The 13,588-nt window shown below is 60.3% G+C and carries 12 protein-coding genes; 10 read left to right on the forward strand and 2 right to left on the reverse strand.

The annotated features are described in order from the left end of the window. Positions 1–261 precede the first annotated feature (261 nt). Together K419_RS0111110 and K419_RS0111115 are read right to left on the reverse strand one after the other, a co-directional pair. Positions 262–801: a hypothetical protein gene (locus tag K419_RS0111110; RefSeq protein WP_026841650.1), complete on the reverse strand. Its 540-nt coding sequence runs from the start codon at positions 799–801 to the stop codon at positions 262–264. A 44-nt stretch (positions 802–845) separates the two neighbouring features. After that, entirely contained in the window at positions 846–1,193 is a 348-nt protein-coding gene (locus K419_RS0111115; protein ID WP_026841651.1) for a hypothetical protein, read from the reverse strand. A 371-nt stretch (positions 1,194–1,564) separates the two neighbouring features. On the opposite strand from K419_RS0111115, the gene K419_RS0111120 reads away from it, so the two are divergent. From K419_RS0111120 to K419_RS0111165, 10 genes are all read left to right on the forward strand, one after another. After that, the gene (locus tag K419_RS0111120) at positions 1,565–2,725 is read left to right on the forward strand and encodes a class I SAM-dependent methyltransferase (RefSeq protein WP_026841652.1); all 1,161 of its coding nucleotides are present in this window, start codon (positions 1,565–1,567) and stop codon (positions 2,723–2,725) included. Next, positions 2,707–3,354, forward strand: coding sequence for an HAD family hydrolase (locus K419_RS0111125; RefSeq protein WP_051292991.1), 648 nt, complete (start codon positions 2,707–2,709; stop codon positions 3,352–3,354). The genes K419_RS0111120 and K419_RS0111125 overlap by 19 nt, the downstream gene beginning before the upstream one ends. A gap of 194 nt (positions 3,355–3,548) precedes the next feature. Then, positions 3,549–4,949 (forward strand): aspartate ammonia-lyase, encoded by a 1,401-nt coding sequence (locus tag K419_RS0111130; protein ID WP_026841654.1) that lies wholly within the window; start codon positions 3,549–3,551, stop codon positions 4,947–4,949. Between the two features lie 95 nt (positions 4,950–5,044). Beyond that, the gene (locus K419_RS0111135; protein WP_026841655.1) at positions 5,045–5,266 is read left to right on the forward strand and encodes a NifU family protein; all 222 of its coding nucleotides are present in this window, start codon (positions 5,045–5,047) and stop codon (positions 5,264–5,266) included. Between the two features lie 100 nt (positions 5,267–5,366). Further along, the gene (locus K419_RS0111140; RefSeq protein ID WP_026841656.1) at positions 5,367–6,554 is read left to right on the forward strand and encodes a phospholipase D-like domain-containing protein; all 1,188 of its coding nucleotides are present in this window, start codon (positions 5,367–5,369) and stop codon (positions 6,552–6,554) included. Between the two features lie 30 nt (positions 6,555–6,584). Continuing rightward, complete coding sequence (locus K419_RS0111145; protein WP_026841657.1) at positions 6,585–8,936, forward strand: endonuclease MutS2; 2,352 nt, start codon at positions 6,585–6,587, stop codon at positions 8,934–8,936. A 47-nt stretch (positions 8,937–8,983) separates the two neighbouring features. Continuing rightward, positions 8,984–9,904, forward strand: a complete 921-nt coding sequence (locus tag K419_RS0111150) for a dihydrofolate reductase (RefSeq protein ID WP_026841658.1) — start codon at positions 8,984–8,986, stop codon at positions 9,902–9,904. Positions 9,905–9,965: 61 nt separating this feature from the next. Further along, positions 9,966–10,604: a DNA repair protein RecO gene (gene recO, locus K419_RS0111155; RefSeq protein ID WP_026841659.1), complete on the forward strand. Its 639-nt coding sequence runs from the start codon at positions 9,966–9,968 to the stop codon at positions 10,602–10,604. A gap of 125 nt (positions 10,605–10,729) precedes the next feature. Further along, entirely contained in the window at positions 10,730–12,079 is a 1,350-nt protein-coding gene (gene dnaB / locus K419_RS0111160; protein WP_026841660.1) for a replicative DNA helicase, read from the forward strand. 153 nt (positions 12,080–12,232) lie between these two features. After that, positions 12,233–13,516, forward strand: a complete 1,284-nt coding sequence (locus K419_RS0111165; protein WP_026841661.1) for an enoyl ACP reductase FabMG family protein — start codon at positions 12,233–12,235, stop codon at positions 13,514–13,516. The last annotated feature ends 72 nt before the right edge of the window (positions 13,517–13,588 follow it).

Genomic DNA, 13,588 nt, shown 5'->3' on the forward strand with positions numbered 1-13,588 from the left:
AATTATATGGTGCAGTGCACCAGATCCATCTATGCGAGACTGGCGAGGCATACCAATTCCTAGTTTTTTATTTATTAATGGGCGTCCCCTTATTCCTTAATGCGTCAAGGTCCGGCACACGATTTCGAAGTTTGCGAATGAGCGTTGCTCGGGTTGTCACCTTGAATCTCCTTGGACAAAGTGTTCCGCCGCCATCGCTCTATCCAACTGGGCGAGGGTGCAGCGGCTGAACAAATCGTAGACCGTCTGCCGCCACATTTGTTATACTTTTTCTATCGTTTTAACTATTTTCCTACCATTGATAACTACCTTCCACCCATCAGCATATGTTCTATACTGGAACTCATATAACCCACAACTCTCTGAATAGCTCCCCACTGGCTCAACTTCCTGATATTTTATAAACACAGCATCATCGTTTCCTAAAACACCGACCAGTGCTTCCGAAGCGGAGATAAAAAGGATTTCAATTGGGTATGAAACCAATGGTTCCTTGCTAGGTAGCCAATCCATTAATTTCTGGAAATTTCCTCCGATACGGTGCCATTCTTCTAAAGCTTCACGCACTCGCTTATGGGCCTCTGGGATCGCAAATAAACCAACGCCAGCTATTGTAGCGACGTTCACGGCAATGGTTGGCCAATCTGCGCCTATCCCAATATTCATTTCCTGCAATGAGTAATCGATTGATTGCCCAAATTCCTTCATGACCCCGGTGATTCTCGTCTCTATTTCTGGCGTTTGCTCATGCCAGTCCAGGCCTTGAGCAGGATCTTTGTATGGATTCAGAATTATCTTCATGTTTCCGTGCCCTCTAGCTCATTGATTGTTTTCGTCGCCGGCAGTTACCGAGGAGCGAATCCGATTGGGCGCTTCTCTGACGAGTTTGTCACCATTGCAAAAAATGACAAAAGAGCTTCGACTTTCATAAGCAGAAAAGTCGAGTCACAGAAGCGTTCAGTTGAGTATCTAGACGTTTCCGTGTCCATATCGTAACCTTGTATTATGGGCTTCATCTGGCTGTGTGGGACCCTGAAGTTATGCAGTTGTTTTCCCCCAATTTCTTCAAGGAGATCTACGATCTGATGATATTCTGCAATGTAACTCGTATCAACGAATGGCCCAATCTTAGGGCAGTTGTTGCGGAAGGCGGTTAATCTCGCATAACCCTCATACATGGCTCCAGTATTCATGGTTCTCTCCTTGTTCGCTTTACGCCCCAAGGCGCTCGCTTTTCATTTTCCTCTGGCTGGTATAACTCGCCATTGAGGGAAAACTGTCACCATCCGCCCTCTTTGCTGCCAACACTACAAATCTCATGCTGCGCCCTCATTGACTAAGTCTCTGATATGCCACAACACCAAAGACCGGAACCGTGCCAATCTGGTGGATGGTTAAAATCTGTCACATCAGGTGTCGGTGCCTTCATGTGACGTGCTATGGCAGTCTTAAAATTAGGTGACAATATATAGAAATCGCTTATCTTTGTCAAAGGCAATGGGGGCGCATTCGTTGACAACAATTAGCGTTACGTATATAAAAGTGTGCTTCAGGAGGGCTCTCAATGACCGATGGCGCTGCAACTACTAAACTTGCCGAAATCATCCTCAACCGCATCCGCACTGGCGGGGATATAACTTTCGCTTCCTTCATGGAATCAGCTCTCTACGAGCCGGACCTGGGGTACTACACCTCCGCGGGTCGCAAAGTAGGCGCGGAGGGGGACTTCTACACCAGCATGAACGTCCACAGCGCTTTCGGACGGCTTATCGCTCAGGAGATCTGCCGGTTCTGGGAACAACTCGACTCCCCTGCATCTTTCACCATCGCCGAGGCTGGCGCGGGGGGCGGCCAACTGGCCCAGGACATACTCGACGCCATCAGCGAAGACAACCCCGCTTTCTACAGTGGCCTTACTTATCGCCTCATAGAGAAGGAACCTTCCCTGCAGCAGGCCCAGGCCGCACGCCTTTCGCGCCACGCCGACCGGCTTGCCTGGAGCTCCCCTGACGAACTCGCCGCAGGCACGCTCTCCTTCACCGGCTGCATTATCTCCAACGAACTCTTCGACGCCATGCCGGTGCACATCGTGGAACTGACCGAGGCGGGGCTGCGTGAGGTGTACGTATCCGCGAACGAGGACGGCTTCGTCGAGAGGCTTCTCCCACCCTCCACCCCGGAGCTGGAGCAGTACCTGCGCAAATACGAAGTGAGACTCCTCCCTGGCCAGCGCGCCGAGATCAACCTGGCGGCGTCGGGCTGGATCGCCCAGGCGGCCGCCACGCTCACCCGCGGCTTCGTGCTCACCATCGATTACGGTTACCTCGCCGGCGAGCTGTACACGCCGCAAAGAAGAAACGGGACCCTCCTCTGCTACTACAAGCACTCCACCAACGAAAACCCTTACCAACTCGTGGGCGAGCAGGACATCACCACCCACATCAATTTCAGCCAACTCATCGTCGACGGCGAAGAGGCCGGCCTCAAGAAGGCGTGGTACGGCGAACAGTACCGCTTCCTCCTCTCCGCTGGGCTCATGGAGGAGCTGATCAGGCTGGAGGCTCAGGCGAAGGACGAGCAGGAAAGCCTCAAGCACCGGCTGGCGCTCAAGAAGCTGATGCTTCCCGAGGGGGGCATGGGCGACACATTCAAAGTGCTGATCCAGTCCAAGGGGGTCGACAACCCGCAGCTTCTCTGCATGAGGAAATGGGGAATGGGACTGTGACCTCGCCGCTCCCGCACAGTGAGGACTTGAAGGCGATCGTCTTTGACCTGGACGGGACGCTCTACCGGGAGGACCGGCTGGGCGATGAGGTGAACCAGAGCGCGATCCGCTACGTAGCAGCGCTGCGGCAGGTGGATATGATCGACGCCGAGGCGATGCTGCAGCGGGCTCGCGCCGAAAGCAGAGACGGCGGTACCTTGAGCCGCTCCGTGGAGGCGCTGGGGGGAAACCTCCCGGAAATGCACCGCAGGTTCGCCGCCGATATCCATCCAGAAGAATTCCTGAAAAGGGACGAGCGGGTGCCCAAGCTCCTGAAGCTCCTGGCCACCCGCTTCGGCCTCTACCTCTATACCAACAACAACCGTGACCTCTCCGGGCGCATCATGGCCCGGTTGGGCGTCACCGGCCTTTTCCGTGAAATCTTCACCATTGAGGATTACTGGCTTCCCAAGCCGGACTCCAAGCTCATCACTGACATCCTGACCAAAATCGCTGTCAAACCTGCCGAGGCTCTTTTCGTCGGCGACCGCTATGAGGTCGACCTGATGGTCCCCGAGTCAATGGGTTGTCCTATCTTCGAATCCCAAACAGTCGAGGAATTGCTGACGCTTGAACAATTAGTTCATTGACTGGCAAACGCCATCAGCTAGAATGCTTCACACCTAATGCGCAGCTACTGTCTCTGTCTCACGATTGAAGAGGCTCGACGCTCAAAGTAACAAGGACGCTATAAGGGAAGCTGCAAAGTCTATATCCGAATCACCTGAAACAGCCCGAGCTTTATTTGATTCTGGACACTGGCAGAAGCTGGGAAGGAGCAGACATGGCAACACGACTCGAAAAAGACACTATGGGTGTGGTTGAGGTACCGGAGGGGGCCTATTACGGGGCTCAGACCCAGAGGGCCGTCGCCAACTTCCCCATTTCAGGACTAAAGCCGCACCATGCGCTGGTCCGATCCACGGTGAGGATCAAGAAGTGCGCCGCGCAGGCGAACATGGCGACCGGCAGGCTGGACGCCGAGGTGGGAGGCGCCATTGTAAGAGCGACAGACGAGGTCCTTTCCGGGGCGCTCGCCGACCAGTTCGTGGTGGACCCGTTCCAGGCCGGCGCGGGGACCTCGCACAACATGAACGTCAACGAGGTGCTGGCCAACCGCGCGGCGGAAATGTTGGGCGGCAAGCAGGGCGACTATTCGCGAGTCAATCCCAACGACCATGTCAACATGGCCCAGTCCACCAACGACGTTTTCCCGACCGCGATGCGGCTCGCCGCGCTGGAATTGGCAGAGCAGACGATGACGGAGCTAGCCGCGCTTTCCGCAGCCTTCGAGCAAAAAGGGAAGGAGTTCGACGGGATACTGAAGTCCGGGCGGACCCACCTGCAGGACGCGGTCCCCATCCGCCTGGGGCAGGAGTTCGCCGCCTACGGCAAGGCCATCGGGAACAACCGCGCCGGCATCGAGCGGGCGCTTCCCGCCCTGAGGGAGCTGGGTATCGGCGGCACGGCCGTCGGCACCGGGTTGAACGCGGAAGAGGCCTTCATCGACCTGATAGTGCAGGGGCTCGCCCGCGAGACCGGGCAAGAGCTGAACCGGGGGGGGAACCTGGTCGAGCGGATGCAGAACATGGATCCCTTCGTGGCGCTCAGTTCCGCCCTCAAGGGGACCGCTCTCAACCTGATCCGGATCGCCAACGACTTGAGGCTTCTCTCCTCGGGGCCGAGGACCGGGTTGGGGGAGATCAACCTCCCCGCGATGCAGCCCGGCTCCTCCATCATGCCGGGGAAGGTGAATCCGGTCATGCCGGAGGTGACCACCATGGTCTGCTTCCAGGTGGTCGGCGTCGACCTGACCATCGCCATGGCGGCGCAGGCCGGGCAGTTGGAGCTGAACGTGATGATGCCGGTGATCGCCTTCAACACGCTCTTCTCCCTGGAGATACTGAAGAACGTGGTGCATCAGTTCGCCACCTTGTGCGTCGCCGGCATCAGCGCCAATGAGGAGCGCTGCCGCAACTACCTGGACCAGTCGGTGGGGCTTGCCACCGTGCTCGCGCCGAGCATAGGCTACGCCGCGGCGGCGGAGGTCGCCAAGGAGTCGGCCCGGACCGGGAAGAGCATCCGGCAGGTGATCCTGGAAAGCGGCATACTGACCGAGGCGGAACTGGACCAGGTGCTGGCGCCCTTCCCGCTTACCACTCCGGGGGTGCATGGCAAAGATTAAGATGCTCTCTGAAACTTTCACACCTTTCTTTGCATTTATCGCAAAAATCTTATAGACTCGTCCCTGTTGCTAACCCAGACCAATTGGAGGAGTAAATGACTGAAGAAGTAAAAGCAATATTGGAACAAATCCGTCCCGCACTGCAGGCAGACGGCGGCGACGTGGAACTTGTTGAAGTAACGGACGACGGCATTGTCAAAGTGCGCCTCGTCGGCGCTTGCGGCCACTGCCCCATGTCCACCATGACTCTCAAGATGGGGATCGAAAGAACCATCAAGGACAAGGTCCCCGGTATCAAGGAAGTCGTCGCGGTATAAGCGACTGACTCCTTCAGTCCGCAGTACCTGAAGCGCGGAAGTAATGCCATTGACGTTATTTCCGCGCTTCTTCGCTTAAAGAAAGGCAGGCTCGCTAAAGATGATCAGGATGCGGCGCAAAAGAAAGCAGTTGCTGTTCCAGACCAAGAAGTTCTTCGACTTCTTCAGGAGGAACACGGAGGCTGTTTCCTTTGCGGGCAACCGCGCCACGCTGTTTCGCTATGGCTCCGACTTTTTCCCCGCCCTCTTCGATGCGATCCCAAAAGCCACCACCAGCATCTGCCTTGAGTTCTACACCGTCGCAGACGACGAGACCGGGCGCCTGATGGCGAACGCGCTCCTGGCCGCTGCCGCCCGGGGCGTGCGGGTTTACCTCCTGTACGACTACATCGGCTGTTTCGACACACCGGCCGCCTTCTTCAAGAGGCTCTCCAAAGGAGGGGTGTGCTGCCGGGCCTTCAACCCTCCTCCGTTTCGCAACGGACTCGCCTGGTTCGACAAGAGGGACCACAGAAAGCTCGCGGTCATGGACGGCTGGCGCGTCTTCACCGGCGGCATGAACATCGCCAATGTCTACTCCGGTCTCGGGAAGAAGCGGACCAAGTGGCGCGACGTGGGCCTCAAGATAGAGGGCGAAGTCGGGCTGGAACTCTTGAGGCTGTTCCAGGAGACCTGGACCGGCGAATGCGGCACTCCCCCCATCGGTTGCGATCCCGGCCCCCCGCCGGATATCGTCGGGGACGCGAACGTCATGGTCATCAACGGCGGCCCCCACCACGAGCGGAGCTTCATCAGGAGCGCCTTCCGACTCGCCATTGCCGGCGCCTCGGAGAGCGTCACCATAGCGAGCCCCTACTTCGTCCCGGGTCCCCGTGTGATCCGCTCGCTTTTGCGGGCGGCGGGGCGCGGCGTAAGGGTGCGGCTCCTTTTGCCCCACAAAAGCGACGTCCCCCTGGTGCGCCTGGTCAGCAGAACCTATTACGCGCAGCTGTTGCGAAACGGGATCGAGATCTGCGAGATGAACAGCGCAGTGCTGCACGCTAAGGTGCTGCTCATCGACGGCAACTGGACCATGGTCGGCTCCGCCAACATGGATCTCAGAAGTTTCCACCGCAACTACGAGTTGAACGTGGTCGTGGATAGCCAGATCTTCGGCGCGCAGGTGGAGCAGATGCTGGAATTCGACCTGGCCGGCGCCCGCCGCATCGTCCTGCACGAGCACGAGAGGCGGGGGTGGTCGATCCGTTTCCTGGAGCGGCTCTTCAGCCCCGTCGCCTGGTTTTTGTAACACCCCCAACTACCCTCCGGAGTTAATTTAATGATCAGCACCGATACCCTTAAGCGGCTGGAGTTCGACAAGATCCTCGACACCGTCGCTTCTTATGCACATTGCGACGCCTCTCACTTAGGGGCGCTATCCATAACGCCCCTCTCGGCACGGGACGAGATCGAACTCCGCCTGGGGCTCGTCGATGAGCTGCGCAAGCTCACCCGGTTCGGCATCGCCCTCAAGCTCTCGGAGTTCGAGGACATCACCCCCCAGGTCAGAGCGGTCCGCCCGACCGGCGCGGTGATCTCGCCTTTGGAGCTGCAGCGCTTCATCCCGACGCTGCGGGTGATGAGCGCCATCTCCGCGCAGCTCGGTTTTCGCACCGACGTGCCGCTCCTCACCTCGCAAGCCGGCTCCATCACCGGATTCCCGGACCTCTTGAATCCGCTGGAACACACGGTGAACGAGGAAGGTGAGATCCTCGACACCGCTTCCAGGCTCCTGGCCGACATCCGCGGCCGCAAGAAGGGGTTCACCGCCCGCATCAAGAAAAGGCTGGAGGAGATCGTCCGGGAGCGGCACACCGCCATCTTCCTGCAGGACGACTTCATCACCCAGAGGTCCGGGCGCTGGGTCATCCCGGTGCGCATGGACTCGAAGGGGATGGTCCCGGGGGTCGTGCACGACGTCTCCAACTCGGGCGAGACCGCCTTCATGGAACCGCTGGAGATCATCGGGCTGGCCAACGAGTTGGAGAACCTGGTCGCCGACGAGAGGGCCGAGGAAATCAGGATCGTCAGGCAGATCTGCAACTGGATCCGAGAGGACGCGGAGCAGATCCTGGAGCAGTTCGAGGCGCTGGTGCGCCTGGACATCCTCAACTGCATCGCCACCCTGAGCGACAAGCTCAGGAGCGAGACGCCGGTCATCTCGCCTACCCCCGCCATACTGCTCAAGTCGGCGCGCCACCCGATCCTCACCCTGATGGGTAAGGAGGTGGTCCCCCTCGACCTGGAGCTCGCCGCCAACAACAGGGTCATGGTGGTCACCGGCCCCAACACCGGCGGCAAGACCATCGCCATCAAGAGCGCGGGTCTACTTTGCGTCATGGCCCTTTGCGGTATGCCGGTCCCGGCGCTTCCCGGCACCGTGCTCCCCTTGGTGGAAAGCATCCTGGTGGACATCGGGGACGAACAGTCCATAGAGGAGAGCCTCTCGACCTTCTCCGCTCACATTTTCAAGATCTCCAGCATCATCGAGGAAGCCGGCCAGGGCGCGCTGGTGCTTCTGGACGAACTGGGGACCGGCACCGAGCCGGGCCAGGGCGCGGCCATCGCCTGCGCGGTTCTCAAGGAGCTGCAGTATAAGGGGGCCCTGGTGGTCGCCACCACGCACCTCACCGAGATCATCGGCTTCGTGCAGCGCGAGGAGGGGATGGTGAACGCCGCCATGGCCTTCGACCGCGACAAGCTGGCGCCGCTCTACCGGCTCGTGGTCGGCGAACCGGGGGAATCGCACGCTCTCGAAATCGCCAGCCGCTACGGCCTGCCGGATCGCGTGGTGCGCTTCGCCCGCGGGATGATCGGGACCATGGAGGCCGACTTCCATTCCCTTTTACGCGACCTGAAGGGAAAGCGGGCCCAACTGGAGCAAGCCCTGGCGGATATGGCGGAGAGGGAGGAAAAGGTAGCCTTCGCCGAGCGGAACCTCGTGGACCGCAGGGATGAGGCGGCCCAACTGGTAAAGGACGCCAAGGAAAAGGGGTTATTGGAAGCGCAGCAGATCATCTGGAAAGCCAAGCGCGAGGTGGCTGCCCTTCTGGACGAGGCCAAGCGCGAGAAGACCAAGACGCGGGAGGCGAAGGAAAAGCTCGACCAGGCGGCGAACGAATTGGAGCAGGCGCTGGAAGAGTTGCACCCCGAGGAGAACGTGGACCCGGAAAAGGTGTCGGTGGGGGACGTACTTTTCGTCAAGCTGCTCAACTGCGACGCCACCGTCCTCGCCATCGATACGCGCTCAGGCAAGGCGCGGGTCCGTGCCGGGAGCATGGAAATGGAGGTGCAGGTCAATTCGTTGCTAAAGCCTAAAGGGAAAGAACCGAAGAAGGTACAGAAGCGGCGCGAGAAGCAGCAGGCCCAAGAGCAGGAGCGCGCCGAGCCGGCCTCCACCATCAACCTCCTCGGGATGCGCGTGGAGGAGGCGATCGGCGTTTTGGAACCGTTCCTGAACCACGCCGCGCTTGACCGGATCCCGGAAGTGCACATCGTGCACGGCAAGGGAACAGGCGCCCTGATGAAGGGGGTGCGGAGCTACTTGGCCGACCACCCGCTGGTCGCCTCCTTCCGCACCGGCGAGCGCTACGAAGGGGGCGATGGGGTGACGGTGGTGACACTGCGCTGACGATGGACGGTTGGACCCTTTATGCAATACCGACCCCGGAGGTCATGATGATCATCTCCACGATAGCGGCCTTGTCTGACAACAGGGTGATAGGCGCAGACGGAGGGCTCCCTTGGGATATCCCCTCGGACCTCACTCGCTTTCGGTCCATCACCATGGGGCATACCGTCATCATGGGGAGAAAGACCTACGAGTCGATTGGGCACCCGCTTTTGGGGCGCCGCAACATCGTGCTCACCAGGACGGGGTCGCAGATAGAGGGGTGCGAGATAGCCCGCAACCTCCCGGCTGCGATCGCCGCGGCTGAAGGCGAGGAGGAGGTCTTCATCTGCGGCGGCGCTGAAGTCTTTCAGGAAGCGCTGCCATTTTGCCAGCGGCTCTACCTCACCGTCGTCCACGGCAACTACCAGGGGGATGCAATATTCCCGGAGTTGCCCGATGGATTCATGGAGCTGCACCGGGAGGAATTCCCCGAAACCACCCCGCCTTCGAGCTTCGTGGTGCTGGAGAAGGTGGAGCGGGTCGAGACGGGGGCGGACGCCCAACAGTTGCGCCGCAAGGGACGGGAGGCGCTGAACCGCCAGCTCTACTTCCTGGCCCGGCGCTGTTTCGAACAGGCGCAGGCACTGGAGGAAAACCCGGAGACTGCATCCGACCTCGCCTACAGCATGATCAAAAGCGGCGCTACAGGGCGCGCGGCGCGGGACATGGCGGAAAGGGCGCTGCTGCAGCAGCCGAAAAATATCCGCATCCTCCTCAATGCAGGGAGGGTGCTCATCCTCTCCGGCGAGAAGAGCAAAGGACTCGACACGCTGCGCAGGGGTGTGCAGGCCGGAGGCGGCCCGGAGTTTGTTGCCGAGCTCGCGCGCTGCGGCACCAGAAAGCTGCAGCCCATCAAAAGCCTCCCGAGGAGCCACCCGCTGAACCGGTACCTGGGCCTGTTGCTGCACCGGATGAACCTCAAGTAGGGGCTCTCCCCCGCCCTCCTCACCGCTTGACTTGATCCGGCGGCCGATGTACCTTCGACCGATGCGAAAAACCGAGGCAGAGGCCATAGTGCTCCGCCTCACCGACTTCGGTGAGGCCGACCGGATCGTCACCTTCTTCACCCTGGAACAGGGGAAGCTGCAGGGGGTGGCGCGCGGGGCCAAGCGCAGCAAGAAGCGCTTCGCCGGAGCCTTGGAGCAGTTCGCGCACCTGAAGCTCCAGCTGCAGCAGGGAAACAGCCTCGCCACCCTCTCCTCAGCCGACATCGTCAGCATCTTCCCCGGTATCCGCGGGGACCTCGTCAAGATAGGATGCGCAGCCTACGCCTGCGAACTGGTGGAGCGGCTCACCCCCGACGAGGAACCGGCCCCCCGCCTGTTCCGCCTCTTGTACTGCTACCTGGAAAGGCTGAACGAGGCCCCCCCCTCCCCTTCGGACCGCCGTTTCTTCGCCGTCAATCTCCTCAAGATCCTGGGCTACCAGCCCGACCTGCAGGTGAGGGGAATCTCCGAACAGACCGCGCGCCTTCTGGCGCTCGCCATGCAGACCGGGCGCTTCGGCGCCATATCCTTCCCCGAGCCCGAGCTTCGGGAAGCGGACCTGCTTTTGAACCCCGCCATCGACCTGCACCTGGACCGGGAGCTCAGGTCCCTCGCCTTCCTCAAGGAGGTCGGCGGGTAGTCACCCCCCTCCAAATTTGTTGACCGGCGCGCCGGATGCGGGTACTATCCGACGGCTGTACTGTGCCTCCCGACTGCCGTCGGCGCTGCGGTACAGGGAAGGGTTACTGTCAATTAGAGGTCTGCATGAACGCAATGGACATGAGAAAGCTGCCACCGCAGAGCATAGAGGCGGAGATGTCCATCCTGGGCGGGATCCTGGTGGATAACGAGGCGATCAACCGCGTCCTCGAAATCCTGGTGCCGGACGATATGTACCGGGAAAGCCACAGGAAGATCCTGCGCGCCATGATCGATTTGAACGAGCGCGGGGAGCCTTGCGACCTAATCACCATGACCACCATCCTCAAGAAGAAAGGTGAGCTGGAAGAGGTCGGCGGCGGGGCCTACCTGGCGACGCTGGTCGACTTCGTCCCCATGGCCGCGAACATCTCCTACTACTGCAAGATCGTGAAGGAGAAGTGGCTCACCAGGAAGCTCATCTCGGCGGCGACCGACATCGTGAGCAAGGGGTTCGAGGACAAGATCGATACCGAGGAACTCCTCGACGCAGCCCAGAAGGTGATCTTCGAGATCTCGGAGAACAAGATCCGCCCCGCCTACTACCAGGTGAGCGACATCCTCAAGGACACCATCAAGAACATCGAGCTCCTCTACGAGAAAAAGGAGCTGGTGACCGGCGTCCCCACGGGCTACACGGACCTGGACAAGCTGACGGCCGGTTTTCACGCAGGCGACCTGGTCATCATCGCCGGACGCCCGGCAATGGGAAAGACCACTTTTGCCTTGAATGTGGCCCAGTACGCGGCCATCGACGCCGACCAAGCCTACCCCGCCGCCGTCTTCTCCCTGGAGATGCCCAAGGAGCAGCTGGTGGAGAGGCTACTTTGCTCCGTGGCGAAGGTCGACCTGAGCCGCCTGCGAAGCGGTCACCTGGTTGAGAACGACTGGCCCAAGCTGATCAAGGCCGGCGGCAAACTGCACGACGCGAAGATCTTCATCGACGACACCCCGTCGATCACCATCATGGAGCTCCGCTCCAAGGCGAGGCGCCTGAAGGCGGAGCACAACATCGGGCTCATCGTCATCGACTACCTGCAGCTCATGCGCGGCGGCGCGAACCCCGAAAGCCGCCAGCAGGAGATCTCCGAGATCTCCCGGTCGCTCAAGGGTCTGGCCAAGGAGTTGAGCATACCGGTCATCGCCCTCTCGCAGCTCAACCGCGGATTGGAGCAGCGCTCCGACAAGCGCCCGATGATGAGCGACTTGAGGGAATCGGGAGCCATCGAGCAGGACGCCGACATCATCATGTTCGTCTACCGCGAAGAGGTATATGAGAAGGATAAAGAGGACCTCAAGGGTAAGGCGGAGGTCATCATCGGCAAGCACAGAAGCGGCCCGACCGGAACGGTTCATCTTGCCTTCCGCGGCGAGTTCACCCGCTTCGAGAACCTGAGCGGCCGGGACGAGTACTAAAGACAGCGCAGCCTCTGCGACCGTTACCCGGCGGATCGCGCGATAGTTTCATGGCGCTCCCCCCCCTTCCAGTGGAAGTGGGATGGAAGGCGCCATGCAAGTGCGGAGGGCGACTAAGCCTCCCGCGTATTTTCAACCAAGAAAGGAAACTAAATGAGCAGGTACAATGCGATGCGGGAAATTCCCGCTACTGCCGGATTCAAGGAAGGGGACGTATTTTTTCTCTGCGGCGAGCTCTTCGGCCGCGGCTATGCCAACGGCATCGTCGACGAGGCAAGGGCCAAGGGGATGACCATCATCGGGGCCACCGTAGGCCGCCGCGACAACGACGGGACCCTGCGCCCGCTCAACGCCGAGGAACTGGCAGCGGCGGAAGAGAACCTGGGCGGCAAGATCATCAACATCCCGCTGGAAGCCGGCTTCGACATGGAGCCGGGTAGCGACGGGATCGCACCGGTGGACAGGTTCAAAGGCGCTAAACCTGACGAGTGGGCCTCGGTGAAACTGGACCAGGCCGAAGTCGAATTCTCCAAAAAGCGCGGCACCGAGCGTTTCTGCAAGAACCTCGCGGCTGTGGTGGCAGAAGTTGAGAAGATGCTCCCGGCCAAGGGAAGACTCCTCGTGGTGCACACCATGGCGGGGGGCATCCCCAGGGCGCGCGTCTTCATGCCGATCCTCAACAAGCTCTTCAAGGGGCAGGGAGACCGCTTCCTCTCCTCCGAAGCCTTCTGGAACTCCGACATGGGGCGCCTTTGCGACGCGAGCTTCAACGAAGTGACCGCCGACACCTTCCGCTACCTGATCGACGCCACCGCGGGCCTCAGGGAGAAGCTCGAAGTAACCTACGCGGCCTACGGCTACCACGGCACCGGCGTACTCATCGACGGCGTCGTCACCTGGCAGTCCTACACCCCCTACCTGCAGGGGTGGGCGAAGATCCGCCTGGAAGACATCGCCATCGAGGCATGGGAAAAAGGGATCAAGGCAACCGTCTACAACTGCCCGGAGATCCTCACCAACTCCAGCGCCCTCTTCCTCGGGGTCGAGAATTCCCTCTATCCGCTGATGGACGCGCTCAGGGCCGAAGGGGAGCAGAAGATCGTCAAGGAGTGCGCGGCGCTCTTGAAGGAAGGGGCCACCGTCGACACGCTGCTCGGCATCGCCAACACCTACCTCACCTCGGAACTCGTCACCAGCACCCGGGACTTCGACAGCTGGCCGCAGCACAACAAGCCGCAACAGCAGGAGTACATGCTGAACGTATCGGCGGAGCTGATCAGCCTGAACGCGGACCCCAAGGAGATCGTCTGCGCCGTCCTCTCCAAGGGCGTGTTCCAGGGGGTAGGAAAACTGATGTTCGACAGCTCCTGGGAGCCGAAGGCCCCGGTATTCTGGCTGAACCACGACGTGATCGCCAAGACGCTGGTGAAGATGTAATAGGAAAGAGGTCCGGAACCGGACCAAGTTGGCTTAGGCAGGAGTTCCCCCTCCCCGCGCGGGAGGGGGTAG

Origin of the sequence: Citrifermentans bremense R1 (assembly GCF_000426865.1) — a bacterium.
In the GTDB taxonomy this organism is placed as follows: Bacteria; Desulfobacterota; Desulfuromonadia; order Geobacterales; family Geobacteraceae; genus Geomonas; species Geomonas bremensis.

Coding starts and splice junctions, on each gene's coding strand:
- K419_RS0111110 (WP_026841650.1), bottom strand. CDS start 801: ATGAAGATAATTCTGAATCCATACAAAGATCCTGCTCAAGGCCTGGAC.
- K419_RS0111115 (WP_026841651.1), bottom strand. CDS start 1,193: ATGAATACTGGAGCCATGTATGAGGGTTATGCGAGATTAACCGCCTTC.
- K419_RS0111120 (WP_026841652.1), top strand. CDS start 1,565: ATGACCGATGGCGCTGCAACTACTAAACTTGCCGAAATCATCCTCAAC.
- K419_RS0111125 (WP_051292991.1), top strand. CDS start 2,707: ATGGGGAATGGGACTGTGACCTCGCCGCTCCCGCACAGTGAGGACTTG.
- K419_RS0111130 (WP_026841654.1), top strand. CDS start 3,549: ATGGCAACACGACTCGAAAAAGACACTATGGGTGTGGTTGAGGTACCG.
- K419_RS0111135 (WP_026841655.1), top strand. CDS start 5,045: ATGACTGAAGAAGTAAAAGCAATATTGGAACAAATCCGTCCCGCACTG.
- K419_RS0111140 (WP_026841656.1), top strand. CDS start 5,367: ATGATCAGGATGCGGCGCAAAAGAAAGCAGTTGCTGTTCCAGACCAAG.
- K419_RS0111145 (WP_026841657.1), top strand. CDS start 6,585: ATGATCAGCACCGATACCCTTAAGCGGCTGGAGTTCGACAAGATCCTC.
- K419_RS0111150 (WP_026841658.1), top strand. CDS start 8,984: ATGATCATCTCCACGATAGCGGCCTTGTCTGACAACAGGGTGATAGGC.
- recO (WP_026841659.1), top strand. CDS start 9,966: ATGCGAAAAACCGAGGCAGAGGCCATAGTGCTCCGCCTCACCGACTTC.
- dnaB (WP_026841660.1), top strand. CDS start 10,730: ATGAACGCAATGGACATGAGAAAGCTGCCACCGCAGAGCATAGAGGCG.
- K419_RS0111165 (WP_026841661.1), top strand. CDS start 12,233: ATGAGCAGGTACAATGCGATGCGGGAAATTCCCGCTACTGCCGGATTC.